The sequence below is a fragment of the Paractinoplanes globisporus DSM 43857 genome (genome assembly GCF_000379645.1).
Taxonomy (GTDB): Bacteria; Actinomycetota; Actinomycetes; order Mycobacteriales; family Micromonosporaceae; genus Actinoplanes; species Actinoplanes globisporus.
Genome location: NZ_KB903297.1, coordinates 66,223 through 92,725 on the forward strand (window position 1 = coordinate 66,223; position 26,503 = coordinate 92,725).

Sequence of the window (26,503 nt, forward strand, 5' to 3'; positions counted from 1 at the left end):
TCTCTTTTGGAGGATCCCCATGCGCCGCACCCTGACCCGCCTGGCCCTCGCCGCCGCGCTCGCGGCCGCGGTGCTCGCGGTCGCCGGCATCGCGATCCGGCCGCACACCGTGTCGTCCGGCCCGGCCGTCCCGGTGGCACAGCCGGTCGACGTCCTCGCCGACCGGGTGGCCCGGGCCCAGCAGCGTCTGCGCGACGTTCCCGGCGACTGGAGCGGCTGGGCCACGCTCGGCGCCACCTATCTCGAGCAGGCCCGGGTCACCGCCGATCCGGCCCTCTACCCGCAGGCCGAGCAGGCCGCCCGCAAGTCCCTGCGGCTGCGCAAGGACGGCAACGGCGGGGCGCTGGTCGTGCTCGGCGCGCTCGCCAACGCCCGGCACGACTTCGCGACCGCTCGCGACCAGGCGCGGGCCGCGCTGCGGATCGACGAGGCCGATGCCGACGCGTACGGGGTGCTCGCCGACGCGCTCACCCAGCTCGGCGACGGCGCGGGCGCGACCGGCGCGGTGCAGCGGATGCTCGACACCCGGCCCGGGCTCGCCGCCTACGCCCGCGCCTCCTACGACCTCGAGCTGCGCGGGAAGATCCCGGAGGCGACCGGCCTCATGCGGCGCGCGCTCGACGACGCGGTCGACCCGCACGACGCCGCGTTCTGCCACACCCAGCTCGGCGACCTCGCCTTCGGGCGCGGCGACCTGCCGGCGGCGGCCGGTGAGTACGCGGCCGCGATCGCCGCGGACCCGGCCTCGGTGGCCGCCCAGCGCGGTCGCGCGCGGGTTCGCGCCGCCCAGGGCGATCTGCCCGGCGCGCTGACCGACTACGCCGATCTCACCGCCCGGCTGCCCGGGCCGTCCTACCTGATCGAGTATGCCGAGCTGCTCAACGTCGCCGGTCGTCCGGCTCAGGCCGACGAGCAGCTGGCCCTGGCCTCGGCCGCGCAGCAGCTGTTCACCGCGAACGGCGGCCGCGACGACCTGGCCACCGCCGCGCTGGCGCTCGCCCAGGGCCGCGCCGCGGACGCCGTCAAGGCCGCCCGCGCCGAGTGGACCCGCCGCCATCACCCCGATGTCGCCGACACGCTGGCCTGGTCGCTGCACGCCGCCGGGCACGACGCCGAGGCCCTGACCTACGCGAAGCAGGCGATCGCCGGCGGGGCGCACCCGGCCACGTACGCCTATCACCTCGGCATGATCAACCTGTCGCTCGGCCACCGGTCCGAGGCCCGCGCCGAGCTCCGCCGGGCGCTCGACACCAACCCGTACTTCTCCCCAGTCGACGGGTCCAACGCCCGCCGCGCCCTGGCCGCGCTGGGAGGCGCCCGATGAGACTCGGCCGACCGCTTGTCATCGCCGCCGCCGCGGTGCTCGCCGGGGTGCTCATCCCGGCCGGGCCGGCCGAGGCGCACCCGATGGGCAATTTCTCGATCAACCAGTACGCCGAGATCACCGTGCGCCCCGACCGGGTCGACGTGCTGGCGCTCGCCGACATCGCCGAGATCCCGACCCTGCAGGAGAAGCCGCTCGTCGACACCGACGGGAACGGCCGGCTGTCCGACGGCGAGCGGACCGGTTACGCCACCGCGGAGTGCCGCCGGTTCGCCGATGCGTTCGCGGTCACCGCCGGCGGCGGTCGCCTGGCCTGGACCGTCTCCGACCCGGGCTACCGGATCACGGCGGGCGCGGGCGGTCTCGCCACGAGCCGGCTCTCCTGTTCGTTCACCGCGCCGGCCTCGGCCAAGACGCTGCACATCGACAACCACTACCGGTCGGGGCGGGTGGGCTGGCGCGAGCTCGTCGCACAGGGCGATGGCGTACGCATCGACACGTCGCTGCCGGCCGAGAGCATCAGCGGGCGGCTCACGTCCTATCCGCGCGACCTGCTGACGTCGGCCCCCGACGTGCGCACCGCGACGATCGGGGTCGGCGGCTCGGGCGGCGCCGCGCACACCACCACGCCCGCGAGTGTCGCCGCCGGCGGTCCGAGCTGGCTGATCGCGGCCCAGAGCCGGGTCGAATCGGTGGTCGGCGGTCATCTGACCCCGCTCGTGGTCGGCCTGGCCTTCCTGCTGGCGCTGCTGCTCGGCGCCGGCCACGCGGCCCTGCCCGGCCACGGCAAGACCGTGATGGCGGCCTACTTCGCCGGCCGGCGCGGGCGCATCCGCGACGCCCTGGCCGTGGGCGGCACGGTCACGCTCGCACACACCGGCGGCGTGCTGGTCGTCGGGCTCCTGCTCAGCACCTCGACCGCCCTGGTCGGCGAGCAGCTCCTGGCCTGGCTCGGCGCCGCCAGCGGCCTGCTCGTCGTCACCGTCGGCGTGGGAATGCTGGTCTCGGCCCTCCGCACCCGTCGCGCCCGCTCCCGGAACGTCGCCGACCACACCCACCCGACCTCCGAAACTGACAAAGTGGACCACGGCCACGAGAGCAAGGACGGGCACGGGCACAGCCACACGCACGAGCACGGACACAGCCACGCGCATGGGCATGGGCACAGCCACGGGCATGGGCATCGGCCCGGCGGGCGGCTCGGGCTGGCCGGGATCGGGCTGGCCGGCGGCCTGGTGCCGAGTCCGTCGGCGCTGGTCGTGCTGCTCGGGGCGATCGGCCTCGGCCGCGCCGGGCTCGGCGTGCTGCTCGTCATCGCGTACGGGATCGGAATGGCCGGCACCCTCACCGCCGTCGGTCTCCTGCTGGTTGTCGCCCAGCGCAAGCTGGGTGACCTGGCCACGCGTGGCGGCCGCACGGCGAGGCTCGGCGGCGCCCTGACCCGGCTGACCGGCCGCGTGTCCGCCGGCGCACCGACCGCGACGGCCGCTCTCGTGGTCTTGGTCGGACTCGGCATGGGCCTACGCGCCGTGGTGTAACCCGTGCGGGTTTTTCATGCGTGGCGGATGAGGACCGGGTGTTGCGGCGGGTCGGACATTGATAGGCACCGCCGCGACGCCGTCGTCCTGATGGGCGGCCCGAGGCGGCCGGACCGGCCTTGGAGGCGCGTGTGTCCAGCGTGCAGCCGGCGACCGCCCGATCCCGCCGCACGACGGGCCGGACGCGTCGCCGTCATCTCGCCGCAGCGGCGGCGCTTGCTCTGGTGGGTGCGACCCTCACCGCATGCAGCGACGATGGCGGGCCGCCCGTCATCACCTGGTACATCAACCCGGACAACGGCGGTCAGGGGCGCCTCGCCGACCAGTGCGCCGCGGATTCGAACGGCGCCTACAAGGTCGATGTCCAAGTGCTGCCGACCGACGCCTCCCAGCAGCGCGAGCAGCTTGTGCGGCGGCTCGCGGCCAAGGACAGCTCGATCGACGTGATGAGCCTCGATCCACCGTTCGTGGCCGAGTTCGCCAACGCCGGCTTCCTGAAGCCGTTCGACGCCCAGGACGAGCAGTCGCTCACCGAGGGCGTCCTGAAGGGGCCGCTGACCACCGCGTCCTGGAAGAACCAACTGGTGGCGGCGCCGTTCTGGGCCAACACGCAGCTGCTCTGGTACCGCAAGTCGGTGGCGAGCGCGGCCGGCATCGACCCGACCGCCCCCGACTTCACCTGGGACAAGATGATCGAGGCCGCCAGCGGCCAGAAGAAGGTCATCGGCGTGCAGGCCAACCGGTACGAGGGCTACATGGTCTGGATCAACGCGCTGGTCGTGTCGGCCGGCGGCGAGATCGTCACCAATGTCGAGGCCGGTAAGGACGCCAAGCCCGCGATCGACTCCCCGGCCGGTGACGAGGCCGCCCGCATCGTCGGCGACCTCGCCCGGTCCCCGGCCGCACCGCCCGCGATGTCCAACGCCGGCGAGGAGGAGGCGCGCTCGGCGTTCCAGGGCCCGACCGGCGGCTTCATGGTCAACTGGCCGTACGTGTACAGCGCCGCCAAGGAGGATGTGGCGGGCGGCGGCATCGCGCAGTCCGTGGTCGACGACATCGGCTGGGCGCGGTACCCGCGGGTCAAGGCGGACGTCTCGAGCCGGCCCCCGCTCGGCGGCATCAACCTCGCGATCGGCAACTACACGACGCACCCGCAGCAGGCCCTCGACCTGGTCAAGTGCGCCACGTCGTTGAAGAACAACATCGCCTACATGCTCGACGCGGGCAACCCGGCCGCGAAGGGCGCCGCCTACGACGACCCGAAGGTACGCGAGGCGTTCCCGATGGCCGACATCATCCGCCAGTCGATCAACGACGCCGGGCCGCGGCCGATCACGCCGTACTACAACGACGTCTCCACGTCGGTGCAGATCACCTGGCATCCGCCCACCGATGTCCGGGCTCCGCAGACGCCCCAGGAGACCGCGCAGTTCATGTCCGACGTCCTGCAGGGCAGGCGACTCCTGTGAGAGGAGCACTCCGATGACTCTGACCCAGGAGAGGGTCGCCGCACCCGCGCCCAAGAAGGCCGAGGTCTCCGACCGGGAACGCAGCGAACGACGGCTCGGCCTCACCCTGTCCGCGCCGGCGTTCCTGGTCATGGTGTTCGTGACCGCCTACCCGCTGATCTACGCGGTCGTGCTGTCGCTGTACAACTACCGGCTCACCGACCCGGCCGGCCGCACGTTCGTGGGATTGCAGAACTACGTCACGGTGCTGACCGACCCGCTGTGGTGGACGGACTTCTCCACCACATTCATCATCACCGTGGCCAGCGTGGCGGTGGAGCTCGTGCTGGGCTTCGCCTTCGCGTTCGTGATGTACCGCATCATCCGCGGCCGCTCGTGGGTGCGCACCGGCATCCTCATTCCGTACGGCATCATCACGGTTGTCTCCGCCTATGTCTGGCGCTATGCGTTCCAGCTGGACTCGGGCTTCGTCAATCAGTGGCTCGGCCTCGGCGACTACAACTTCTTCGGCCAGCGCTGGTCGTCGTTGTTCGTCATCACGCTCTCGGAGATCTGGAAGACCACGCCGTTCATCTCTCTGCTGCTGCTGGCCGGCCTGGTGCAGGTGCCGGAGGAGATGCAGGAGGCGGCCAAGGTCGACGGCGCCACGGCGTGGCAGCGGCTCAAGCGGGTGACGTTGCCGAACATGAAGGCCGCGATCATGGTGGCCCTGCTGTTCCGCACGCTCGACGCGTGGCGGATCTTCGACAACCCGTTCGTCATGACGGTCGGCGCGAACAAGACCGAGACGCTGTCGTTCCTGGCGTACCGGCAGAACGTGACGCTGGTGAACCTGGGGGCGGGCTCGGCCGTCTCGGTGCTGCTCTTCCTCACCGTCGTGGTGATCGCGTTCATCTTCGTCAAGGGCTTCCGGACCGACCTGTCGCAGGTGCGAGGTGATCGGTGATGGCCGACCGCAAGGTCAGCAACTGGTGGACTTTCTGGGGCGTGCTCATCCTGGTGTGGGCGCTCTTCCCGCTGCTGTGGATGGTGTCGCTGTCGTTCAAGGACCCGGCCACGTTCCGCAGCTCGACGCCGACGTTCTTCCCGAAGACCTGGGTCTGGGACAACTACAAGACGGTCTTCACCGATTCGCTGTTCACCAGCGCGCTCCGCAACTCCGTCTTCATCGCCGTCATCGCCACCGGGCTCGCGGTCATCATCGCCATGTTCGCGGCGTACGCGATCGCCCGGATGAATTTTCCCGGCAAGAAGCTGCTGCTCTCGATGGCTCTGGCCATCGCGATGTTCCCGCAGGCCGCGCTCGTCGGCCCGCTGTTCAACATGTGGCGGAACCTCGGCATCTACGACACCTGGATCGGCCTGATCATCCCGTACCTGACGTTCGCCCTGCCGCTGTCGATCTGGACGATGTCGGCGTTCTTCCGGCAGATCCCGTGGGAGATGGAGCAGGCCGCGCAGGTCGACGGGGCCACCGCCTGGCAGGCGTTCCGCAAGGTGATCATCCCGCTGGCCGCGCCCGGCGTGTTCACCACGGCCATCCTGACCTTCTTCTTCTGCTGGAACGAGTTCCTGCTGGCCATCTCGCTGACCTCGACCGACCGGGCCCGTACGGTGCCGGCCGCCCTGTCGTTCTTCACCGGCGCCTCGCAGTTCCAGTCGCCGATCACCTACATCATGGCCGCCTCGGTGGTCGTCACCATCCCCGTCGTCATCCTGGTGCTGGTCTTCCAGCGCCGCATCATGGCCGGCCTCACCGCCGGTGCCGTCAAGGGCTGAGCAGGAGGGCACCCCGTCATGGCCGCGATCAGCATCCGCAACCTCGTGAAGCGCTACAGCGACGGCTTTCCGGCCGTCAACGACGTCAGCCTGGAGATCGCCGACGGCGAGTTCGTCATCCTGGTCGGCCCGTCCGGCTGCGGAAAGTCCACCCTGCTCCGGATGATCGTCGGCCTCGAGGACATCACCTCGGGTGACCTGCTCATCGGCGGGGAACGGATGAACCAGAAGGCGCCACGCGACCGCAACCTCGCGATGGTGTTCCAGAACTACGCGCTCTACCCGCACCTGACTGTCTTCGAGAACATCGCCTTCCCGATGCGGCTCAAGAATGTTCCGAACGAGGAGGTGACGAAGCGGGTCAACGAGGCCGCGGACTTGCTGCAGCTCACCGAGCACCTGCAGCGCAAGCCGGCGCATCTCTCCGGCGGGCAGCGCCAGCGGGTGGCGATGGGCCGGGCGATCGTCCGTAAGGCCGACGCGTTCCTCTTCGATGAGCCGCTGTCGAACCTCGACGCGAAGCTGCGCGGCCAGATGCGCACCGAGATCGCCCGTCTGCAACACCAGCTCGGCACCACGACGGTCTACGTCACCCACGACCAGACCGAGGCGATGACGCTCGGCGACCGCATCGCCGTGCTCCGCAAGGGTCTTCTTCAGCAGGTCGGCAGCGCCCGGCAGCTCTACGAGGAGCCGGTCAACCTGTTCGTGGCCGGCTTCATCGGCTCGCCGCCGATGAACTTCCTGCCCGGCCGGTTCAAGAACGGGCAGGTGGAGACCCCGTTCGGCACGGTCTCGGCGGCCGGGCCACGACTCAGCAAGGTCGGCGACCGGGAGCTGGTGATCCTCGGGTTGCGGCCCGAGCATTTCGAGGACGTACGCCTGGTGGACGCGACCAAACGCGCGCAGGGCAAGACGTTCACGGCCGAGGTCGACGTCACCGAGTGGCTGGGCAGCCAGCTTTACGCGTACGTGCCGTACGACGCGCCGTCGGAGGTCGAATCGCAGCTCGAGGAGCTCGAGCGGGAGCTGGACAGCGAACAGATGCGCACCCAGCTGGTGGTGGCCCTCGACGCGGCCAGCCGGATCCGCTCGGGCGGCCGGGCCGAGCTGTGGTTCGACCCGGAGCGCATGCACGTCTTCGACGCCGCCTCCGGGGAAAACCTCACCCGCGACCCCGATCGGGTCTTCGAGCTGGACGAGATCGAGCGCCCGGTCGAGGCCGAAATCCAGGCCGCCGACAAGACCGAGGCCGCGAGCGAGAGTAAGGAGACGCCCGAGAAGGCCTAGCTCACCAGGCGAAACGCTCGCGGTGCAGGCGGGCGGGCGGCACACCCAGCTCCCGGGCCGCCCGCAGCACCGCCGCGGTCCACGCGTCCGGCCCGCACACGTAGACATTGTGACCCGCGACGCCCGGGGCGATCTCGCGCAGCGCCTCGGTGTCGGTGTACTCCGCGTACGCCCGAGGAAGCCAGGAACCCTCGGCCGCACGGGGGCCGACCAGCGGAACCAGCCGCACGCCCCGGTCCCGCGCCAGCCATTCCAGCTCGCGCAGGAACGCGACCTCGTGCGGGTGCCGGGTCCGGTAGACGAGCGTTGCCCGGCCGTAGTCGAAGGGCAGGTCCCAGAGCAACGCGAGCAACGGCGTCACCCCGATCCCGCAGGCCAGCATGGTCACCGGCCCGCCGGAGTAGTTCGCCTTGGTCATCCGGCCGTACGGCCCCTCGATCAGCGCCCGGGTGCCGGGCCGCAAGGTCGCCACCCGCGCGCTGCCGTCGCCGACCGACTTCACGGTGATCCGCAGGCGGTCGCCGTTCGGCCGCCCGGACAGCGAGAACGGGTTGCCGTGGAGCATCCGGCGCCCGTCCAGGAACCGCCACACGAAGTACTGCCCCGCGTGCGCCGGCAGCTCGTCGAGCCGATTGCCGCTGAGGTAGACCGAGACCAGCCCCGGCGCCTCGGTGACGACCTCGTCGACGGTGAGCCGGTGCCGCAGCGTCCGCCACACCGGCAGGCCGATCCGGAAGATCAGCGTCGAGCCGATTGCGAGCGCGTAGAGCGTCCACCAGTACACACTCGCCGCCGCGGACCGGAAATCGCTGCCGAGCAGGATTTCGTGCGGCAAAGCGAACAGCACGCCTAAATACGCATAAAGGTGCAGCACGTGCCACGATTCGTAGCGCAGGCGCTGCCGTACCCCGCGCACCGAGGTCACCACGACCAAAACAAAAGCAAAAAGCGACAAAAATGCAAAAACAATGCTTCTGTACGCGACCAGAAGCGTCCACATCTTTTCGAGCGGGTTTGTCCCCGCGCGCCCCAGGACGGCCAGCACGACGTGGGTCAGCAGCAGGTGGAACGAGGTGAACCCGGTCCACCGATGCCAGGTCCACAGCGTGTCCCGGCCGTACGTCCCTTCCAACCACGGGATCCGGGCCATCAGCACGACCTGGATCAGGAGCAGGTCGGCGGACCAGAGCGCGGCCAGCCGGCCGGCCGCCGCGATGCCGGTGGGCGCCGAACCGAGACCGGCGATCCAGAGCACGGAAACGACCGCAAGGCTCAATGCCGCCGTCATTTTTCCCGCAACCCGCACGGCCATGGAAAATACAAACTTCGCGGGCCATTCGTCAGCCCCTTGTGATCAACTCGACGCTTATCGGGAAAGTCGTTATCGAGGCCCACCGTCCTCCTCATTCCCCGATGCCGGGTTTCGGAAGTTTCGGCGTCGATCCCCGGAAGTTTCCGAGAAGTATTGACTTGTTTCGATGCGTCGCCGGAGACTGGGGCATGCCCGGCTTCGGGAGCGCTCCCATCGGCCGGGCCATCCCCTCCCACCGGAAGGAGAGACCCTGTGACCACCGACGCGGGCCGCTCCCGGCTCCGCTCGACGATCGTCGCCCTCTCGGCGGCGCTCCTGGTCGGCGCGGCGTCAACGGCAATCCCCCACATCACCGGCGCGCAGGCCGCGCCCGCACTCGCCCTGGCCGCCGCCGGCGTCGAGGACGAGGGCGCCGGCTGCGCGGTGCCCACCCTCCCCGACGCGGGCTCGCTGCCCACCAACGCCAAACTCCCCGACCCGTTCAAGAGGCTCGACGGCACCCGGATCACGACCACCGCGGACTGGACCTGCCGGCGCGAAGAGATCAAGAAGCTGTCCGAGAAGTTCGTCTACGGCGAGAAGCCCGGAAAGCCGCAGACGGTCACGGGCACCGTCTCGAACACCAACATCACCGTGAACGTCTCGAACCAGGGCAAGAGCGCCTCGTTCTCGGCCTCGGTCAGCCTGCCCAGCGGCACCGGCCCGTTCCCCGCCGTCGTCGTCCTCGGCGGCTTCGGAGCGGACACCGCGACGATCAGGGCCGCCGGCGCCGCCGTGATCAACTACGACCCGTACGCGGTGGGCAAGGAAGGCACCCCGCGCAACAACAAGCAGGGCGCGTTCTACACCCTGTACGGCGCGACCAGCCCGACCGGCCTGCTCATGGCCTGGGCCTGGGGCGTCAGCCGGATCATCGACGTGATCGAGCAGTCCGGCGGGAACATCCTGCGGGCCGACGCGACGGGCGTGACCGGCTGTTCGCGGTTCGGCAAGGGCGCCTTCGTGATCGGCGCGTTCGACCAGCGGATCGCCCTGACCATGCCGATCGAGTCGGGCAGCGCCGGCGCGCCGATCTTCCGCGGCATCCCCGGCGAGGGCGCGCAGAGCCTGAGCAGCGCGTACGGCGAGCAACCGTGGCTCGGTGACGCGTTCGGCTCGTTCACCAGCGCCCCGACCAGGCTGCCGATCGACACTCACGAGATCGTCGGGATGTTCGCCCCGCGCGGCCTGTTCATCATGGACAATCCGCACATCGTCAACCTCGGCCCGAAGTCGGCCAGCGTCGCGGCCCTCGGTGGCGCCGAGGTCTACAAGGCGCTCGGCGTCGGCAGCAACATCAGCTACATCTCAGACGTCGCCGACGGCACGCACTGCGCGAACCGGCCGGAGTGGCAGACGCCGCTCACCCAGAACATCAGGAAGTACTTGACCAGGACCGGCAACGACCCGGGCGTCTTCCGGATCTCCAGCCAGGCACAGGGCCGCCTCGCCGACTGGGTCGACTGGACCACCCCGGTGCTGGGCACCGGACCGACCACCCCACCCACCACACCCCCGACGACCCCGCCCACCACGCCTCCGACCACACCGCCCACCACGCCTCCGACGACCCCGCCGACCACTCCGCCCACGACCCCGCCGACCGGTGGCTGCTCGGCCTCGGTCTCGCTCAACTCGTGGACCGGCGGCTTCGTAGCCACCATCCGGGTCACCGCCGGATCGTCCCCGGTCAACGGCTGGCGGGTAGGCCTGACCCTCCCCGGCGGCGCCACCATCACCAACGCCTGGAACGCCAACCGCAGCGCGAGCACCGGCGCGGTCCAGTTCACCAACGTCAGTTACAACGGCCAGATCCCGGCCGGCGGCTACACCGAGTTCGGCTTCCAGGCCACCGGAACCGGCGCCGGCATGACACCCACCTGCAACGCCTAAAGATCGACCACGAGACGCGGGCCGCGCGGGACACAGACGAACACCGTGTCCCGCGCGGCCCGCTCCTCGTCGCTGAGCAGGCAGACCCGGTGATCGACCTCGCCCTCAATAACCGTCGTCTCACACGAGCCGTACGTGCCCTCGGGGGAACCTGCCCGCCTGGGCCCGAATCTGGTGACAGCCGGAACGATTGATCCATCCGCCTGAATTTGGCCGCCGTCAGGATCGCCATAACGAGCGTTTCGCGGGAGCGACTGCCTGGCAATTCGCCGTTACGCTGCCGTCCATGTCGATACCGTTTGACCTGTGGGGCCAGCGCGGCTGGGCCAGCGTCGACGTCGTCGGCGAATCGCACTACCAACAATCGATTCGCACTCTATTCGACGCGGATCTCAAGGGCGACGGCGCCGAACTCACCACGACAGTGCAGCTTGTTCCTGATCCGAAGAACAAGTTCGACCGGAATGCGGTCGGCGTTTGGGTGGGCCCACGCCAGCTCGGTCATCTGTCGCGTGACGAGGCAGTCCGTTACGCCCCCATTCTGTCCGGCCTGGTGGCCCAAGGCTGGGCTCCTCAGGTGTCAGCTCGCGTCTGGGCGTCGCAATGGTCTTCCGACTACGGCACGGGGAACGATTTCAGTTCGTCGATCCGACTCGATCTGGCCGAGCCCCACATGCTCGTGCCGGCGAACACGCCACCCGGTGAACCGCACCGCATGCTGCCGCCCGGCGGGAGCATCCAGGTCACCGGTGAGGAACAGCACCTGGATGCTCTCGCGCCTTGGCTGCGCCCAGAAGGGGAATGTTGGGTTCACGTGACCTTGCATGAGGTCACCGAACAGCTGGCGCGCAGCACGCGCACCGTCGTGGAGATCCGTCTCGACGGTTCCCGCGTGGGGCAGTTGACCCCGAAGATGAGCGGCGAATTGCTGCCCGCCATACGACTTCTGAGCGAAAACGGCCTGGTCGCCGGCGCGCGGGCGATCGTCAAAGGCAATCGGATCAAGACCGAGGTCGTGCTTTATGTGGCGCGTGCCCACGAACTGCCCGAAAGCTGGCTGACCACCATTGCCGCCGACGCGGCCAAGAAGGCCGCGCCCGCACCGATGGTCGCAGCCGGCCCGCCCTCGATTCCGGCGGCAGCACCGGTTCAGGAGCACGGTTCCATTCCGCCCGCACCGACAGGGATCAAGTTCGTGGTACCGCCGGACTGGCCACAACCTCCGCTCGGATGGACGCCGCCGACCGGCTGGCGCCCGGATCCCACGTGGCCGCCGGCACCGTACGGCTGGCAATGGTGGATACCGGTCTGGGACTGACGGCCGGGTCCTTTCGTCTCGTGGGGTGAGCTGTGGGCTTTCGTTTCAACGCACCGCCGAACTGGCCGAAGCCGCCGACCGGCTGGCTACCTCCGTCCGGGTGGGTGCCCGACCCCGCATGGGGGCCGCCGCCACCCGGGTGGCAGCTGTGGATCGAAGAGACACTTCCGCCCGCGACGGCTCCGCTCGCGGTGCCTGTGTCGGCGGCGCCTCCGGTGGTGCCAGGGCCGGCGGCGCAGACACAGGTGACGGCGACCGCACCGGCGCCACCTCCGCCGGACTCGGAGATTCCGTTATTTGGAGCCCGTGGCAAGGCACGCGAACTGTCGGCCGAGGTCACACAACTTCGCCACGAGCTCGACAGTCTCCGCGCGCAGATGAGTCGGCTTGGCGTGTTCTCCGCGGTCGAATTGGAGCAGTACCGCGATCGGATCCAGCGTGAGATCGCCGATCAATCGGCCCGCGGCCAGGCTCAGCTCACCGAAATGGAACAGCGCCTCAGGGACCTTCGCCAGCAGGTGGTGGCGACCGAGGAAACCGCGTTGCTGCAGGAAGCCGGCGTGTATCAATACCGCCACCCGTTGACAGAGGCCGCCGCCTATCAGGATCAGCTCACCCGCGTGCAGACCGAGATCAAGACCATGACGAAGGCGGACGGCGGAGCGGTCCTGGCCGCCAGCGGTTGGACGGTCAATGGCTCCGAGGCGCAGGGCCGCACCATGGTGCGCGATTTCTCGAAGCTCATGCTGCGGGCCTACAACGCCGAAGCCGACAACCTCGTGCGGACCTTGAAGCCCTACAAACTCGAAGCCGCGATCGAACGCCTCGCCAAGGTGGCCTCCACCATCGCTCGCCTCGGCAAGACGATGGATATCCGCATCGCCGAGGGCTACCACCGGTTACGCGTCCAGGAGTTGACGCTTACCGCCGACTACGTGCAGCGGGTCGCCGAGGAGAAGGAACGCGAACGCGAGGAGAAGGCAAGGCTCCGCGAAGAACGACGCGTACAGCAGGAGATCGAACGCGAGCGAGCCCGGCTCGACAAGGAGCGCCAGCACTACGCCAACGCTCTCGCTGCACTGCAGGCCAAGGGCGACACGGAAGGTGCCGCGCAGTTGGCGGAACGGCTCGGCCAGATCGACACCGCCATCCGAGACGTCGACTATCGGGCCGCCAACGTTCGAGCCGGCTATGTGTATGTGATCTCGAACCTCGGCGCGTTCGGCGAGAAGATGGTCAAAGTCGGGATGACACGGCGACTCGACCCGATGGATCGTGTTCGCGAACTGAGCGATGCCTCGGTGCCGTTCAACTTCGATATACACGCGCTGTTCTTCTCGGAGGACGCGGTCGGCATCGAGGCAATGATGCACACGCGGCTCGCCGCGAGACGGGTCAACCTGATCAACCAACGACGGGAGTTCTTCTACGCAACCCCAGCGGAGGCCAAACAGCATCTGATGGAGCTGACTGGAAGCCTGCTTCAGTACGAAGAAGTCGCCGAGGCATTGGAGTACCGGCAGAGTCTCACCCAGGCTCGACAAGCGGAGGCCGCCGCGTAGCACCCAATACTGACCCGAATGCCCGGCCGACACGAGCGGCCGGGCATTGTGTCGTTCAGTTGGGGAGGATTTCGAAGGTTCGGGCCATTTCGGTGAACAGGGGCTCGTCGTCGGCGGGGGCGGCGGAGCCGCAGCCGAGGCAGAAGCCGATGCCGTCGTTCACGGCGAAGTACTCGGTCACGGACCACACCCTGCCCACGTCGTGTTTGGCGCAGTCGAGGCGGACGCCGGGGCGGCCCGCCCATTCGGTTTCGGTGATGGCCAGGTCGGCGAAGCCGTTGGCGGCCAAGGAGGTCTGGGCACGCTCGGCCATGTCGAGCGCCGCGCGCTGCGGACCGACCGGGTTGCGGAAGACGATGACGCTGTGCCGGCGGTCGGACGGGTCGACGAAGCGGGCCGTCTCCCACGGGCTGTTGCGCAGGTCGACGTCGCGCTCCACCCAGCCCTGGGGGACCTGCACGGCGTACCCGAAATTGGATTTTTCCACTCGCTGCCATTGCATGGCGGGCTCCTCCGGAAGGTGATCGCTCGACCGAAGGTGCCGGAGGGCAGCAGTGTAGGACTCGCCGGTGCGGCGGGCGCGCTCTCGGACCCGGCGCTTGAAGTGCTTGTTCGCTGTCATCGGAAACCCTCGGCCACACGGGACTGCACCCCCGGCGGCGAGCCCGTGGCGGGCTGATGACGAGCGATCCGAGGAGAAATCCCCTTTGCCCCCGCGAGCGGCCTGCCGGGACGGCCGATGGAGGTTAGGCGGTGGATCGACGCCCACCCGCGATTTTAGCCACGCTCGGCGGGAGCCCGGGGATGTGATTTAGTGAACACGTGGCGGCCTGGGCGGAAGGCACGTTTCTGGGAAGCCTGCCCGAGGAGGTCGCCCAGACGCTGGTGAGCAGCAGCCGGCGGCGCGATTTCGAGGCCGGGCGCACGATCCTGCGCGAGGGCTTGGCCGACACCCACGTCTTCCTGCTGATCAGCGGGTTCGTCAAGGTGACGACGGCGGTCGAGGGCATCGAGACGCTGCTCGGGATTCGGCTGCCGGGCGAGGTCGTCGGCGAGATCGGCGCCCTGACTCGCGAGCCGCGCAACGCCACGGTGATCGCGTGCGGGCCGCTGACGGTCGGGCAGCTGAGCCGGGGCGAATTCGAGGCGTTTCTGCGGCAGCGGCCCGACGCCTCCGCATTGATCGCCGCCGCGGTCAGCCGGCAGCTGCGCTGGGCCAACCGCCGGCGTACGGACTTCGCGGTCTTCCCCGCCCACGTCCGGCTGGCCCGGGTGCTCGCCGAGATCGCCGAGGTGTGCGGGCGACAACGCCCGGACGGGAGCGTGGAGCTGCTCGTGCCGCTGACCCAGCTCGACCTCGCCGCGATGATCGGGATCGCCCAGGCCACCGTGCAGAAGGCGATACAGGAGCTGCGCGACCAAAAGCTGATCCACACCGGCTATCGGCAGATCATCATCACCGACCTGGCGAATCTGCGAGTCACCACCGACAAAAACAGTCGGTAAAGCGGCATCCCCTACTAGTACGCCATCTTTCGCCGTGACCCCCCTCACCATCGGCTTATGTACCCACGGATCACCGTGTACGCACTGATCGGCCGCGAGAACGAGATGCGGCAGATCAACCACCTTCTCGACAACCTGCACGTGGGCAAGCCGGCCGTCCTGGTCCTCGAGGGACCGTCGGGCAGCGGCCGCACCCGCCTGCTGGACGAGACCGCCCGACTGGCCCGGCGGCGCGGCATGACCGTCTTCGCCGAGCCGGAGTGGGCCGGCGCCGTCGGCTCGCAGCAGATCCTGCGCACCGCCGGCGACCACTCGGGGCCGATGGTCCTCCTCGGCGACCATCCACGAAGGATCGATCCCCGCGCCTGGTCGGTGCTGGAGCGGCTGGCCGAGGCCGTACCGGTGCTGGTCGTGATCACCGGCTCGGCCGACATCGCACCGCATCTGCCCGGCGCCGACGCCTACCGCATCCGGCTGACGCCGCTGTCGCCGGCGGCGCAGGCCGAGTTCGTGGCGCGGACGGTCGGCGCCCGCCCCGACCCGCTGCTGATGGACCTGTGCCGGGTCGCGGCCGGGCGGCCGGCCGCGCTGCGCGAGCTGCTCGCGGGCCTGGACGAAGAGGGCCTGCTGCGGATCGAGGCCGGCTGGGCGACGCTGCGCGCCACCCGGCTGCCGCGCCGCACCGAGGCGTACCTGCGCGGCCAGGTCGCCTCGGTCTCCGCGCCGGCCCGCCACCTGCTGCAGGCGGCCGCCACGGTCGGGGTGTCGTTCCCACTGCTGCGGCTGGCGCGGCTCATGGGGGTCGGCCCGGTCAGCATGCTGCCCGCTCTGGAGGAGGCGCTGGAGTCGGGCCTGCTCGGCGGCGATGGTGAGCTGCTCGTCTTCGGCCACGACCTGGTGCGCGCCGCGGTGGAGGCGACGCTGCCCCGCCCGGTGGCGGCGGCCCTGCGGGTGGAGGCCCCGCGGGTACCGGCCCGGCCGAGCTACAAACCTCACCCGAGACAACCCCAGAAAGCCGACTGGGACGCGCTGAGTCCCCGGGAGCGCGAGATCGCCGCCCTCGTCGGTCAGGCTCTGACCAACCGGCAGATCGCCACCCGCACGGGGATCAGCCCGCACACCGTCAACTACCACCTGCGGCAGATCTTCCAGAAGCTCGGGATCGGCTCGCGAGTGGAGTTGGTCGGGCTCCTTCACCGGCGCGCGGCAGCAGGTGGCTCCGAAGCTCGGCCGTCGTCAGAGTGACGGCACAGCGGCGGGCCGCGTAGTCGAGGGCCAACAGGTGGTCCTCGAGGCTGAAGTCGGCCATGGCGTCGGCGACCAGGAACGGCTCGACGTCGTACGCGAACGCGTCCGCCGCCGTGAGCAGGCACCCGAGGTGCGCGAAGACGCCGCAGACCACGAGCTGATCGCGCCCTAGCGCGGCCAGACGGGTGCTCAGATCCGTACGGAAGAAGGCACTGTAACGATGCTTGACCACGACCTGGTCGTCCGCGCCCGGGGCGAGGCTCGCCAGGATGTCGCCGGAGGCGGCGTCGGCGCCGGACATGCCGGGCCCCCACAGGTCGTGCAGAAGGCCGCGCTCGGCACGGGAGACCGGCCGCGGCTGCGCGCTGTAGAGCACCGGGACGCCGGCCCGCCGGGCCGTCTCGCGGATGGCGACGATGTTGGCCGTCAGCTCGGTCGTGGGCGATTGACCTGGCGGCAGGAAGTCGATGAAGTAGCGCTGCATGTCGTGAATGAGCACGGCGGCCCGGCTCGGGTCCGGCCGCCACGGCGCAAGGTTCGCGGGCCGCGAACGGGGCATGGCGTAGGTCATGAGAACTCCTAGAGAGAAGCGCCGCCGTCCACATAGAGGTCGTGCATGGTGATGTGCCGTGCCCGCTCGGAGACGAGGAACGCGACGGCCTCGGCGACGTCGCCGGGCGAGGCGATCCGGCCGAGCGGGATCCCGTTCTTGAAGATCTCGGGCCTGCCCAGCACGGTCGCGCGGGCGTCGGCCTCCGAGGTCCACATGCCGCGCTGCATCGGGGTGTCGGTGGAACCGGGCGACACCACGTTGCAACGCACGCCGTAGCCGGCCAGCTCCAACCCGAGGCAGCGGGTGAAGTGCGCGGCCGCGGCTTTCGAGGCGGCGTACGCGGCCATGCTCATCCGCGGCACGCCGGCCGCGTTGGAGGCGACCGTGACGATCGCACCGCCGCCCCGCTCGGCCATCCCGGCGCCGACCCGGCGGCACAGGCGGAAGACACCGGTCGCGTTGACGTCGAAGACGGCTTGCCAGTCCTCGTCGGAAGTGTCGAGGACGCCGCCGACGTGCAGCACACCGGCGACGTTGACCAGCACGTCGATCGGCCCGACCCGCTCTTCGACGTGCCGGACGGCCCGGTCGACCGCGGCGGTGTCGCGCACGTCGAGCTCGACCGTGGTGCAGCCGATCTCGGCGGCGAGCGCGCGGAGGCCCGCGGCGTTGCGGTCGCTCGCGACCACCCGGAGGCCGTCGCGGTGCAGGGCGCGTACGACGGCCTTGCCGATCCCCTGGGCCGCACCCGTGACCAAGGCGATGGCCATCAGTAGTACTCCAGGGCCTTGTTCCAGTCCTCGCCGGCCCGGAACAGCCCGCGCGGCTTGACCACCTCGGGCTCGGCCGTGAGCAGGTGCGACGGGACGAGGCTGCCGGGCGGCAGCGACTCGATCACGGCCTCGATGTCGTGGGCCTGGCCGATCGCCTCGCGCAGTTGACGTTCGGCGATGAGCCGGTGCCCGGGCAGAACCTCGATCTGCACCCGGAGCGTCGATCCTTCGAGACGCGCCCGCCAGAACATCACCCCGTACTCGGCCGGCAGTCCGAAGACCAGATCCTCGATGTCGCCCTGGGTCAGGGATCCCACGGACCAGGCCGAGCGCCCGAGCACCCGCACCACCGGCAGCTGCCAGCCGCACGGGCAGTCTGGATGGGACACCTCCACGGCGTCCTCGATGTTGTAGCGCAGCAGCGGCATCGCCTCGCGGTACAGCGGCGTCACCACGAGCTGCCCGCGCCCCTGGTCGGAGACCTTCCCGCTGATCGGGTCGTAGACCTCGAACAGCGCCCGGTCGGCCCACAGGTGCAGCCGCCCATGCGGGCACTCCCCGGCCAGGCTGCCGGTCTCGGTCGCGCCATACTCCTCGACCACCGGCGCGTTCCAGATCTCCTCGATCCGCTTCTTCTTGGCCGGCCCGAGCGGGTCGCCACCGACGAACAGCGCGCGCAGCGCCGGGAAGTCGCGGCCGGGATCACGCCCGGCCAGCCGCGCGGCCGCCGCCCACAGCAGCGTGTCGGTCGCCAGCGACCAGGTCAGCGTCACGCCGAGGTCGCGCAGAACCCGAACCACTTTTGCGTACGGCATGGCCAGCGACCGGTTGTCGGCGGGCACCACGGTCGCGCCCCGGGAGCGGGCGGCGGCATGCGCGAGATGGCCCGTGATCATCAGCGCGTACGGCGTGCGCACGAGGAACGTGTCGTCCGCGCGAATACCGACGTACTTCCGGGAGTATCGCTCGACGAGGTCCTCCCAGTCCCGCGGCGTGTAGTAGGACGCCGTCGGCGTGCCGCTGCTGCCGCTCGACTCGTGATAGGTGGCCAGCTCGCTCCGATCCACTGCGAGCATGCCGAACGGATAGGCCCGGCGCAGGTCCTGCTTGGTGGTGAACGGATAGGCGGCCAGCTCGTCGCGGCTGGTGGGCACGCCGCGCCTCGCGTAGAACGGCGACCGCGCCGCCGCCGCGAAGGTCAAGGCCAGGCGAGCGTTCTGCAAGTTCTCCAGGTCGCGATGGTCGGTCAGGGTGTCCACGACATCTCCTCTCTCAGCAGCCGGCACGCGTTCGCGCCGAGGACCGCTTGCCGATCGGACGGATCGAGGTCGAGCGCGGCGATCTTGCGCAGCTCCACGCCCGGGTCTTGCAGGGGGTACTCGGTACCGAACAGCACTCGATGCGACCCGAGCCTGCTGACGGCCAGCCGCGCGGTGACCGTGAGGCAGCCGGAGAGCTCGGCGACGATGTTCGGCCGGGCGGCGATCGTGCCGAGCCCGGACACGTCGAGCCCGTGATGGCCGCAGTGCCCCCAGACGAAGGTGACCCGCGGAAACCTCGCGGCGAGCGCCAGCAGATCGGCCGGCCTCGCCCCGGGCCGGGACACCGTGACCAGATAGACCGGATGCCCCGCCGCCTCCGCGATCGCGGCCAGCTCGGAGACCGCCGGATCGTCCAGGCGTCCACCATGGACCGCCGGCGAGATCTCCAAACCACGAAAGTCAAAGGCCTTCTTCGCGTACGCCTCGACGTCGCGCTCCGGATCCGCGAAGTAGAACGGCAGCAACCGCCCGCCGGACCGTGCGCAGGCCCGGCGTACCCCGTCGTTGTCCGCGCTCACCTCGGCCCGCCCGCCGTCGGTGATCTGCGCCGCGAGCCGGTCCAGCGGGAGCAACCCGCCCGCGCAGACCACCGCCCGGTCGATCCCAGCCTCGTCCAGCGCATCGAGCAGCCCGGCCGGCTCGGCGTCGCCGGGCGTGAGCCGCGCGTGAAAGTCGACGACCGTCATTGCTCGACGCAGAGTTCGTCGATCGGGTAGCCGACGTGCCGCTCCCGGCCGGGCAGAAAGCCGAGGATCTCGTCGCCGGCCTTCAGCTCGGTCGTGTTGAGCACCGCGGCGCCCGGGCCGAGCACCCGCACGTGCCAGTCGTCCTGCACGATCAGGTTGACCGGCTCGCCGCCGGGCGCGGTGGCGTCGATCGCGAGCAGCGGCCGCGTCTCGATCTTCACCCGGCCCACGGTGACCCGCCGGGTGCTGCCGTCCGCGCCGACCGCGAGCACGGTGTCGCCCGCGGTGAGCTCGCTGAGGTACCGGGTGTGCTCGGCGTCGGCCAGCGTGTACGACATGATCGCCCCGGCGTTGACCCGGAACGGCCGGGTCGGCATGTACGGCAGCGGGTGGGTCTCGCTGACGCAGAGCATGAGCGCCTTGGCCCACGAGCCGACCAGGATTCCCTCGTCCGGTCGCAGGTAGGTGCAGGTGTCCACGCAGGCCCGCTCGCCGGTGCCGACGTGCCGGACCCCGGTCACGGTGAACGTGTCCAGGGCCAGCTTGGCCGAGGGCGCGCGCACCGCCGCGGCGAGCCGGGTGGCGTCGCCGGGCACGGGCGCGGTGAGCATCACCCCGTCCGGCCCGTGCTCGAGCACGCTGAGGTGCACGATCGCGTCGTCGATCCGCGCCGCCGTGGTGATGATGGTGCCGGCCGAGCGGGCCGCCGCGGCCAGCACGATCTCCATCGGGATGTTCGTGGGGTCCTTGAAGGTGAGAACGGTGATCCCCGCCCGGCGCACCGCGGCACACGCCCGCTCGAGGCTCTCCGGGTCGGTGACGTCGTGCCACTCGCCGAAGCTGACCTCCGGCTCGGCGTGAATTCGCGGGTCGATCAGCACCAGATCGGCCGCGCCGAAGTCGTCGGGCAGGCGGTCTCCGGCCGGGGCCAGCACCCGGGTCACGGTCGGCGGCAGCGGCGCGAGATCGGCCGGGTCGTCCGCGACGATCGCATCGAACCGCTGGTGCACCGCCTCCTCGCAGAGCGCCCGCTTGGTCTCGCCGGCGCCGCGGATGTCCAGCCAGCACAGCTTCGCGGTCATCGGGCACCCACCGTGGTGCGGTGCACGAGGTCGGCCAGCCGGGCGGTGACCTCGCCGGGATCGTCGGCGGTGAAGACCGCTCGCCCGGCCGCCACGCCGCCCGCGCCGGCCCGCATCGCCGCCGCGAGCCGGGACACGTTCGCGCCGTCCGCTTCGCCGCCGGCGGCCAGCACCGGCACCGGGCAACCCGCGGTGATCCGGGCGATGGCCGTCGGGTCGTCCGGCAGCGCGGTCTTGACCAGGTCGGCGCCGAGTTCGGCGGCGATCGCCAGCGCGTGCGCGATCTGAGCCGGGTCACGGCTGTCCACGGCCGGGCCGCGCACGTACATCATGGCCAGCAGCGGGACGCCCCAGCGGTCGCACTGCTCGGCGGTGGCCGCGAGGTGGGCGATCTGCCGGTCCTCGGTGGCCGAGCCGACGTTCACGTGCACGCTCACCGCCTCGGCGCCGAGCCGCAGCGCCTCCGGGACGGTCGCCACCGGGTACTTCGCGTCCGGGTCGGCCGCGAGGCCGGTGCTCGCGTTGAGGTGCAGCACCAGCGACAGCGCGCGGAAGCGGTCGGGCCTCACCCGCGGCACCGCACCCTTGTGCAGCACCACCGCGTCGGCTCCACCGTCGGCGAGCCGGGCGACCAGACTGTCGAGCGTGCCGCGATGGGCGAGCGGGCCGGCCCCGATCGCGTGGTCCAGGGGCACGACGAGCAGCCCCGCGGAGTCGTGCCGGTAGAGCCGGCGCAGTCGCAGCCGCCGGGCGAAGGATCCGTTGCCGTTCACTGTGGTCACCTCGATTTTCGGGTTCACCAGAAACAATCCGGGACGCTATCCACGCCTCTGGAGGCCGCCCACTACTCGAATGAGTAGGCGAATCACCGAAAATTGGGTTTTCGCAGGTGGGGACCCACCAGCGGCAATACCTCAAGAAACGAGTAGTTGTCGTCCGGCCACGAATGCCATTGAGTTCGGCAAATGGCATTCGCGTTTCTGCACCGCCCGGCCGTCGACGCGGACCGGGTGGAGATCATCACCGGCGAGGCCTCGGTCGTGCCGACCCTGGCCGCGCTGCCGCTGTCGGCCGCCGGCGTGCTGGCCGTCGTGCCGTTCCGGCAGATCGGCGAGCGCGGCCTCACCGTGGTCGACGACGGCACGCCGCTGGTCGCGATCCGGCCGGACACCCGACTTTCGGTTCCGCTGGGTGAGGCGTTGCGATTTCTTCCGCGTACGCCCGCCCGGCCGTCCCCCGGCGCGGCGAGCTTCGATCTTTCGGACGACGCGTACGCGGCCGCCGTGCGTACGGTGCTGAAGGAGAACATCGCCCGGGGCGACGGCTCGAACTTCGTCCTGCGCCGCACCTGCCGGGGCCGCATCCCGGACTGGTCACCGCGCCAGGCGATGGCCGCGTTCCGCCGGTTGCTGCTGGCCGAGCGGGGCGCCTACTGGACGTTCCTCGTGCACTGGAACGGCCGCACCCTGCTCGGCGCCACTCCCGAGTGCCAGGTGCGGGTCGCCGGCGGGGTCGCCCGGATGACGCCGATCAGCGGCACCTACCGCTACCCGCCCGGCGGCCCGACCGACGAGGGCCTGCGCCGGTTCCTCGACGATCCGAAGGAGACCGGCGAGCTGCTCATGGTGGTCGACGAGGAGCTCAAGATGATGGCCCGCATCTGTCCCGGCGGCGGCCGCGTCGACGGCCCCCGGCTGCGGATGATGTCCCGTCTCGCCCACACCGAGTACGCCATCGAGGGGCCGACCGATCTTGACGTACGCGAGGTGCTGCGGCTCACCCTGCCGGCGCCGACCGTCTCCGGAAGCCCGGTGGCGAACGCCTGCCGGGTCATCGCCGGCCACGAGCGCAGCGGCCGTGGCTATTACGGCGGCGCGCTCGCGCTGGCCGCACCCGGCGATCTGGACTCGGCGCTGGTCATCCGGGCCGCGGAGATCGACGCGGACGGCCGGTTCACGATCGGCGCGGGCGCGACCCTGGTGAAGGGATCCGATCCGGCCGCCGAGGCGCAGGAGACCCGGGCCAAGGCGTCGGCGCTGCTCGGCGCCCTGCTGGACGCGCCGGCCGGCGATCCACCGGCCCGGGTCACGCGCCGCGTGCCGGTCGCCGCCGCCGACGGCCTCTCCACCTTCTGGCGTGGACCGCGACCGGCGGCGCGACCCACGGACGGCCGGCGGTTGGTGATCATCAACGCCGAGGACGACTTCACCGACATGCTCGCCCGGATGGCCGAGTCGCTCGGGGTGGACGTCCGGGTCGTGCCGTGGCGCCGCGCCCGATGGGACGACGCCGACGTCGTCCTGATCGGTCCCGGGCCGGGCGACCCGCGGAACCGCGCCGACGAGCGGGTCGACGCCCTGCACCGGATCGTCCGCGAGCTGCTCGGACAGCGGATGCCGCTGCTCGCCGTCTGCCTCGGACACCAGGTGCTGGCCGACGAGCTCGGTCTACAGATCACTCGATTGAGTGAACCCGCGCAGGGTGTGCGACGCCGGATCATGCTGTATGGACGGACCCGGACGGTGGGTTTCTACAACTCCTTCACCGCCCGCGCGGACGCCCCCACGAAGACATCACCGCTGGTGGAGGGGCCTGTTCGGATAGTCCGCGACCCGATCGACGGCGCGGTGCACGCCCTGTCGGCCACTCGTGTTCAATCGATACAGTTCCATGCGGAGTCGTTGCTGACCGAGGATGGGGCGTTGATTCTTCACTCCATGCTGAGGTCGGTGTCCACATCCCATGATCGATTGGATTCGGACAGCCGGGTGCGGCAGGGTGCGCACCGACACGTTCGGCACTGATCGATCGAACGGACAGTAATCGTGCCGTAACGGTGGTCGGCCCGATCCTGAAAGAGTCTTAATTTGATCACCTCCGCCGACACACAATCGGCGGACGAACCCTCGGGCACGGCGATCTCGCGAGGGAGAGGTTTTGCGGAGAAAGAGGCGTTCTGCCGACGGGGTGCGCGGGTGAGTGACCACATTGTCGGACGCGAGCACGAGCTCGCGGTGATCCGTCAGGCGCTGGACGACACTGTCGCCGGCGCCGGCGGCTGTCACGTTATCCTCGGCGCGGCCGGAATCGGTAAGACGCGTCTGCTGCGGGCCGCCGGTGACTACGCGTTCGAGCGGGAGATCGCGGTTGCGGCCCGGGAGGCGTTCCGGCACGACCACACGGCGCCGCTGGTGACGCTGGCCGGTGCGCTGCGCGCATGCAGCCCGCCCGCCGACGAGTTCGCCTGGCTGTCCAATCCGGACGAGCGTGACCAGGGCAACTACGCGAAGATCGACCGGCTGCGCGATTGCCTGGAGCGGTACTCGAGCCGGCGACCGCTGCTGATCGTCATCGACGACGCGCACTGGATGGACGAGCTGAGCGCGCTGGCCGTCCGGGAGCTGGTTCCCGCGCTCGCGTCCTCTCCGGTGCGCTGGCTGCTCGCGGCCCGCACCCGGCAGCCCGACGACGCCGACACGCCCGGCTGGCAGACCATGGAGTGGCTGGCCCAGCGGTCCACCTCGATCCCCCTGGGCGTGCTCGACGACGACGCGACCGCGCTGCTGTGCGAGGAGATGATCGGCGCCAAGGTGGACAACACCGTCGTGGCGCTGGCGGCCGGCTGCGGCGGCAACCCGCTGCGGATCGAGAAGCTGCTGTCCGCGCTGCTGAGCACGGACCAGATCATGGTCGCCGACCGGATCGCCACGGTGGTCGGCGAGGACCTGCCGTCGAGCTTCGTCGCGACCGTACGGGAGATCATGGGCAGCCTGTCCGGGGATGCCCAGTGGCTGCTGCGGGCGACGTCGGTGCTGGACCGGCCGTTCGGCATCGAGGCGGCGGCCCGGCTGATGGGCCGCGAGCCGGGCGGGTTGTTCGCGCCGATCGACGAGGTCACCGGGTCCGGCATGCTGGTCGAGGACCAGGAGGGCCTGACCTTCCAGCACGACCTCGTCCACCAGGCCGTACGCAGCACGCTGAGCACGCCGGTGGCGCAGCACCTGCACCAGGAGGCGGCGAACCTGGCCCGCGAGCAGGGCCGCCCGACCGCGGAGATCGCCGGTCACCTGCTGCGCAGCGGCCCGGCCGGCACCGGCGCCGCGGTCGCCATGCTGCGTGACACCGCCGCCGAGGTCGCCGTCACCGCGCCGGCCGCGGCCGCCGACCTGATGCTGCAGGCGCTGCACGCGGTTGGCCCGCACGATCCGGCCCGGCCCGCGATGGTCGCCGAGGCGGTCGGCCTGCTCGCCTCGGCCGCCCGGGTCTCGATGGCCCAGGAGCTGGGCGAGGAGGCACTGCGCGCCGGGCTCAACCCGGCGACCAGGACGACGCTGCAGCTCGGCCTGGCCGAGGCGAGCAAGCACGCGGGCCAGAACGCGCGGGCCGCCGAGTACGCGGACGACGGCCTCAGCGAACCGTCCGTCCCGCCCGCGACGCAGGCCCAGCTGCAGGCCGTCCGCGCGCACGCGACGTTCTACCTCGACGACTACGCCACCGCCGACGCGGCCGGGGCCGAGGCGCACCGGATCGGCCGGGTCCACGAGCCGGGTGCGGCCGTCTTCGGCCTCACCGCGCGCAGCCTGGTCGCCCAGGCCGAGGGGCGGCTGGACGACGCGCTCACGCACGCCACCACCGCGACCGCGCTGGCCGATGAAAGCGGCGGCGCGGCCCTGCACCGCCATCCGAGAATCTGGCTGGCGAACGCGCTGACCTCACTCGACCGCTTCGACGAGGCCGAGCGGGCGCTGCGCCGCGGGCGCCGGGAGGCCGAGGGGCTCGGCACCGGGTGGGCGCGGCCACTGCTGCACTACTACAGCGCCGCGCTGCTGACCATGCGCGGCCGCCTGGACGAGGCGGTGGCCGAGGCCGACGCCGGCGTCACCATTGCCGAGCAGCTGACCGCGCTGCAGCTGACCGTGCCGCTGCTGGGCACGCTGGCCCGGCTCGCCGTGCTGCGCGGCGACCTCGAGCAGGCGCGCGGCTGCCTGGACCGGATGTCGAGCCTGATCGCCACCGGGATCACCGCGCCGCCCGAGGACGTCGAGTGGGCCCAGGCCTCGCTGCTGATCGCCGACGGGTCGGCCGACGAGGCGTTCGGGCTGATCGAGGGCGTCTACGACGAGCTTCCCGACCGGCCCACGCTGATCGTGCTGGAACCCCGCTCGGCCGCCCGGCTGGTCGGTCTCGCCCTGCACGCCCGCGACCGGGCCCGGGCCACCGCCGTCGCCGACGCGGCGACCCGGCTGGCCGAGCGCAACCCCCGGTCACACGCGATGGCCGGCGCGGCCGCGCACGCGATCGGGGTGCTGCGTCGCGACCTCCGGAAACTGTGCGAGGCGGTCGCCGCGTTCCGCAAGGCCAACCGGCCCCTCGCCCTGGCCTCGGCGCTGGAGGACGCGGCCATCCTCGGCCGCGACCGCGAGGACCAGGCGACCGTACGCGGCTGGTATGACGAGGCGCTGCGCCTGGTCACCGCGGCCGGGGCGCACGGCGCGCGGCAGCAGTTGGAGGCCGGTCTCGGCGCCTGGCGCGGGGTGACCCCCGGCCCGCTCCCGATCGCCGACGCGCCCTGCCTGCCGCTGCTGTCCCAGGCCGAGCGCTCGGTGGCGCTGCTGGTCGCGAAGGGCATGACCAACAGCGTGGCGGCCCGGCGGCTGCACCTGTCACCGCACACCGTGGACAGTCATCTCCGGAAGATTTTCATGAAGCTCGACATCCACAGCCGGGTCGAGCTGGCCAGCGTGGTGGCCCGCGAGTGTCCGGGCAATCCCGAAGTCACGTGATACCCCGGACGGCCCGGTTCCCCCAG

General features: G+C 70.8%; 20 protein-coding genes and 1 pseudogene. 13 read left to right on the forward strand and 8 right to left on the reverse strand.

The features are described 5' to 3' along the window. Nucleotides 1-19 precede the first annotated feature (19 nt). The 6 genes from A3CQ_RS0111050 to A3CQ_RS0111075 all read left to right on the forward strand — a co-directional run bounded on the left by A3CQ_RS0111050 (nt 20) and on the right by A3CQ_RS0111075 (nt 7,400). Complete coding sequence (locus tag A3CQ_RS0111050; RefSeq protein WP_020511000.1) at nt 20-1,324, forward strand: tetratricopeptide repeat protein; 1,305 nt, start codon at nt 20-22, stop codon at nt 1,322-1,324. Beyond that, nucleotides 1,321-2,862 (forward strand): nickel/cobalt transporter, encoded by a 1,542-nt coding sequence (locus A3CQ_RS0111055; RefSeq protein WP_020511001.1) that lies wholly within the window; start codon nt 1,321-1,323, stop codon nt 2,860-2,862. The genes A3CQ_RS0111050 and A3CQ_RS0111055 overlap by 4 nt, the downstream gene beginning before the upstream one ends. 131 nt (nt 2,863-2,993) lie before the next feature. Further along, the gene (locus tag A3CQ_RS0111060) at nt 2,994-4,331 is read left to right on the forward strand and encodes an extracellular solute-binding protein (RefSeq protein WP_211216538.1); all 1,338 of its coding nucleotides are present in this window, start codon (nt 2,994-2,996) and stop codon (nt 4,329-4,331) included. Nucleotides 4,332-4,344: 13 nt separating this feature from the next. Continuing rightward, the gene (locus tag A3CQ_RS0111065; protein ID WP_020511003.1) at nt 4,345-5,277 is read left to right on the forward strand and encodes a carbohydrate ABC transporter permease; all 933 of its coding nucleotides are present in this window, start codon (nt 4,345-4,347) and stop codon (nt 5,275-5,277) included. After that, nucleotides 5,277-6,110 (forward strand): carbohydrate ABC transporter permease, encoded by an 834-nt coding sequence (locus tag A3CQ_RS0111070; protein WP_020511004.1) that lies wholly within the window; start codon nt 5,277-5,279, stop codon nt 6,108-6,110. Before A3CQ_RS0111065 ends, A3CQ_RS0111070 begins: the two co-directional genes overlap by 1 nt. An 18-nt stretch (nt 6,111-6,128) precedes the next feature. Then, nucleotides 6,129-7,400, forward strand: a complete 1,272-nt coding sequence (locus A3CQ_RS0111075) for an ABC transporter ATP-binding protein (protein WP_020511005.1) — start codon at nt 6,129-6,131, stop codon at nt 7,398-7,400. A 1-nt stretch (nt 7,401) separates the two neighbouring features. Here A3CQ_RS0111075 and A3CQ_RS0111080 read toward each other — a convergent pair whose 3' ends face one another. Continuing rightward, a complete protein-coding gene (locus tag A3CQ_RS0111080) occupies nt 7,402-8,688 on the reverse strand; it encodes a ferredoxin reductase family protein (protein ID WP_084699013.1) in 1,287 nt (428 codons plus the stop codon). Nucleotides 8,689-8,964: 276 nt separating this feature from the next. Here A3CQ_RS0111080 and A3CQ_RS62660 point away from each other — a divergent pair, with 276 nt between their 5' ends. The 3 genes from A3CQ_RS62660 (at nt 8,965) to A3CQ_RS0111100 (ending at nt 13,524) form a co-directional block, all read left to right on the forward strand. After that, nucleotides 8,965-10,644: a glucuronyl esterase domain-containing protein gene (locus A3CQ_RS62660; protein ID WP_020511007.1), complete on the forward strand. Its 1,680-nt coding sequence runs from the start codon at nt 8,965-8,967 to the stop codon at nt 10,642-10,644. A gap of 286 nt (nt 10,645-10,930) precedes the next feature. Next, the gene (locus A3CQ_RS60675) at nt 10,931-11,962 is read left to right on the forward strand and encodes an HIRAN domain-containing protein (RefSeq protein WP_157295702.1); all 1,032 of its coding nucleotides are present in this window, start codon (nt 10,931-10,933) and stop codon (nt 11,960-11,962) included. A 245-nt stretch (nt 11,963-12,207) separates the two neighbouring features. Next, the gene (locus A3CQ_RS0111100; RefSeq protein WP_245577169.1) at nt 12,208-13,524 is read left to right on the forward strand and encodes an SNIPE associated domain-containing protein; all 1,317 of its coding nucleotides are present in this window, start codon (nt 12,208-12,210) and stop codon (nt 13,522-13,524) included. Nucleotides 13,525-13,579: 55 nt separating this feature from the next. On the opposite strand, the gene A3CQ_RS0111105 is transcribed toward A3CQ_RS0111100, so the two are convergent. Beyond that, nucleotides 13,580-14,026 carry a hypothetical protein gene (locus tag A3CQ_RS0111105; protein WP_063713556.1) on the reverse strand — a complete coding sequence of 149 codons (447 nt, stop codon included), beginning with the start codon at nt 14,024-14,026 and terminating at the stop codon, nt 13,580-13,582. A gap of 320 nt (nt 14,027-14,346) precedes the next feature. Here A3CQ_RS0111105 and A3CQ_RS0111110 point away from each other — a divergent pair, with 320 nt between their 5' ends. Together A3CQ_RS0111110 and A3CQ_RS0111115 are read left to right on the forward strand one after the other, a co-directional pair. Next, complete coding sequence (locus tag A3CQ_RS0111110) at nt 14,347-15,030, forward strand: Crp/Fnr family transcriptional regulator (protein WP_020511011.1); 684 nt, start codon at nt 14,347-14,349, stop codon at nt 15,028-15,030. A 57-nt stretch (nt 15,031-15,087) separates the two neighbouring features. After that, nucleotides 15,088-16,275 carry a helix-turn-helix transcriptional regulator gene (locus A3CQ_RS0111115; protein WP_020511012.1) on the forward strand — a complete coding sequence of 396 codons (1,188 nt, stop codon included), beginning with the start codon at nt 15,088-15,090 and terminating at the stop codon, nt 16,273-16,275. A gap of 40 nt (nt 16,276-16,315) precedes the next feature. Here A3CQ_RS0111115 and A3CQ_RS63600 read toward each other — a convergent pair. From A3CQ_RS63600 to A3CQ_RS0111145, 6 genes and pseudogenes are all read right to left on the reverse strand, one after another. Continuing rightward, nucleotides 16,316-16,849: pseudogene (locus A3CQ_RS63600) on the reverse strand (isochorismatase family protein); the annotation flags it as partial. Between the two features lie 8 nt (nt 16,850-16,857). After that, a complete protein-coding gene (locus A3CQ_RS0111125) occupies nt 16,858-17,601 on the reverse strand; it encodes a 2,3-dihydro-2,3-dihydroxybenzoate dehydrogenase (RefSeq protein WP_020511014.1) in 744 nt (247 codons plus the stop codon). Continuing rightward, nucleotides 17,601-18,863, reverse strand: a complete 1,263-nt coding sequence (locus A3CQ_RS0111130) for an AMP-binding protein (protein WP_020511015.1) — start codon at nt 18,861-18,863, stop codon at nt 17,601-17,603. Before A3CQ_RS0111130 ends, A3CQ_RS0111125 begins: the two co-directional genes overlap by 1 nt. Beyond that, entirely contained in the window at nt 18,851-19,612 is a 762-nt protein-coding gene (locus tag A3CQ_RS0111135) for an amidohydrolase family protein (RefSeq protein WP_020511016.1), read from the reverse strand. The genes A3CQ_RS0111130 and A3CQ_RS0111135 overlap by 13 nt, the downstream gene beginning before the upstream one ends. Beyond that, complete coding sequence (locus tag A3CQ_RS0111140) at nt 19,609-20,694, reverse strand: 3-dehydroquinate synthase II family protein (RefSeq protein ID WP_020511017.1); 1,086 nt, start codon at nt 20,692-20,694, stop codon at nt 19,609-19,611. Before A3CQ_RS0111140 ends, A3CQ_RS0111135 begins: the two co-directional genes overlap by 4 nt. Further along, nucleotides 20,691-21,494, reverse strand: coding sequence for a 2-amino-3,7-dideoxy-D-threo-hept-6-ulosonate synthase (locus A3CQ_RS0111145; RefSeq protein WP_245577189.1), 804 nt, complete (start codon nt 21,492-21,494; stop codon nt 20,691-20,693). Before A3CQ_RS0111145 ends, A3CQ_RS0111140 begins: the two co-directional genes overlap by 4 nt. Before the next feature lie 165 nt (nt 21,495-21,659). Between A3CQ_RS0111145 and A3CQ_RS52380 the strand changes: the two genes are divergently transcribed. Both A3CQ_RS52380 and A3CQ_RS0111155 read left to right on the forward strand, forming a co-directional pair. Beyond that, nucleotides 21,660-23,498, forward strand: coding sequence for an anthranilate synthase family protein (locus tag A3CQ_RS52380; protein WP_020511019.1), 1,839 nt, complete (start codon nt 21,660-21,662; stop codon nt 23,496-23,498). Between the two features lie 171 nt (nt 23,499-23,669). Next, nucleotides 23,670-26,477, forward strand: a complete 2,808-nt coding sequence (locus A3CQ_RS0111155) for a helix-turn-helix transcriptional regulator (protein ID WP_020511020.1) — start codon at nt 23,670-23,672, stop codon at nt 26,475-26,477. Nucleotides 26,478-26,503 lie beyond the last annotated feature (26 nt).

What these genes read in the sequence shown, in the direction of transcription:
- A3CQ_RS0111050 (WP_020511000.1), top strand. Translation starts at nt 20, where the DNA reads ATGCGCCGCACCCTGACCCGCCTGGCCCTCGCCGCCGCGCTCGCGGCC.
- A3CQ_RS0111055 (WP_020511001.1), top strand. Translation starts at nt 1,321, where the DNA reads ATGAGACTCGGCCGACCGCTTGTCATCGCCGCCGCCGCGGTGCTCGCC.
- A3CQ_RS0111065 (WP_020511003.1), top strand. Translation starts at nt 4,345, where the DNA reads ATGACTCTGACCCAGGAGAGGGTCGCCGCACCCGCGCCCAAGAAGGCC.
- A3CQ_RS0111070 (WP_020511004.1), top strand. Translation starts at nt 5,277, where the DNA reads ATGGCCGACCGCAAGGTCAGCAACTGGTGGACTTTCTGGGGCGTGCTC.
- A3CQ_RS0111075 (WP_020511005.1), top strand. Translation starts at nt 6,129, where the DNA reads ATGGCCGCGATCAGCATCCGCAACCTCGTGAAGCGCTACAGCGACGGC.
- A3CQ_RS0111080 (WP_084699013.1), bottom strand. Translation starts at nt 8,688, where the DNA reads ATGACGGCGGCATTGAGCCTTGCGGTCGTTTCCGTGCTCTGGATCGCC.
- A3CQ_RS60675 (WP_157295702.1), top strand. Translation starts at nt 10,931, where the DNA reads ATGTCGATACCGTTTGACCTGTGGGGCCAGCGCGGCTGGGCCAGCGTC.
- A3CQ_RS0111105 (WP_063713556.1), bottom strand. Translation starts at nt 14,026, where the DNA reads ATGCAATGGCAGCGAGTGGAAAAATCCAATTTCGGGTACGCCGTGCAG.
- A3CQ_RS0111115 (WP_020511012.1), top strand. Translation starts at nt 15,088, where the DNA reads ATGTACCCACGGATCACCGTGTACGCACTGATCGGCCGCGAGAACGAG.
- A3CQ_RS0111125 (WP_020511014.1), bottom strand. Translation starts at nt 17,601, where the DNA reads ATGGCCATCGCCTTGGTCACGGGTGCGGCCCAGGGGATCGGCAAGGCC.
- A3CQ_RS0111135 (WP_020511016.1), bottom strand. Translation starts at nt 19,612, where the DNA reads ATGACGGTCGTCGACTTTCACGCGCGGCTCACGCCCGGCGACGCCGAG.
- A3CQ_RS0111140 (WP_020511017.1), bottom strand. Translation starts at nt 20,694, where the DNA reads ATGACCGCGAAGCTGTGCTGGCTGGACATCCGCGGCGCCGGCGAGACC.
- A3CQ_RS52380 (WP_020511019.1), top strand. Translation starts at nt 21,660, where the DNA reads ATGGCATTCGCGTTTCTGCACCGCCCGGCCGTCGACGCGGACCGGGTG.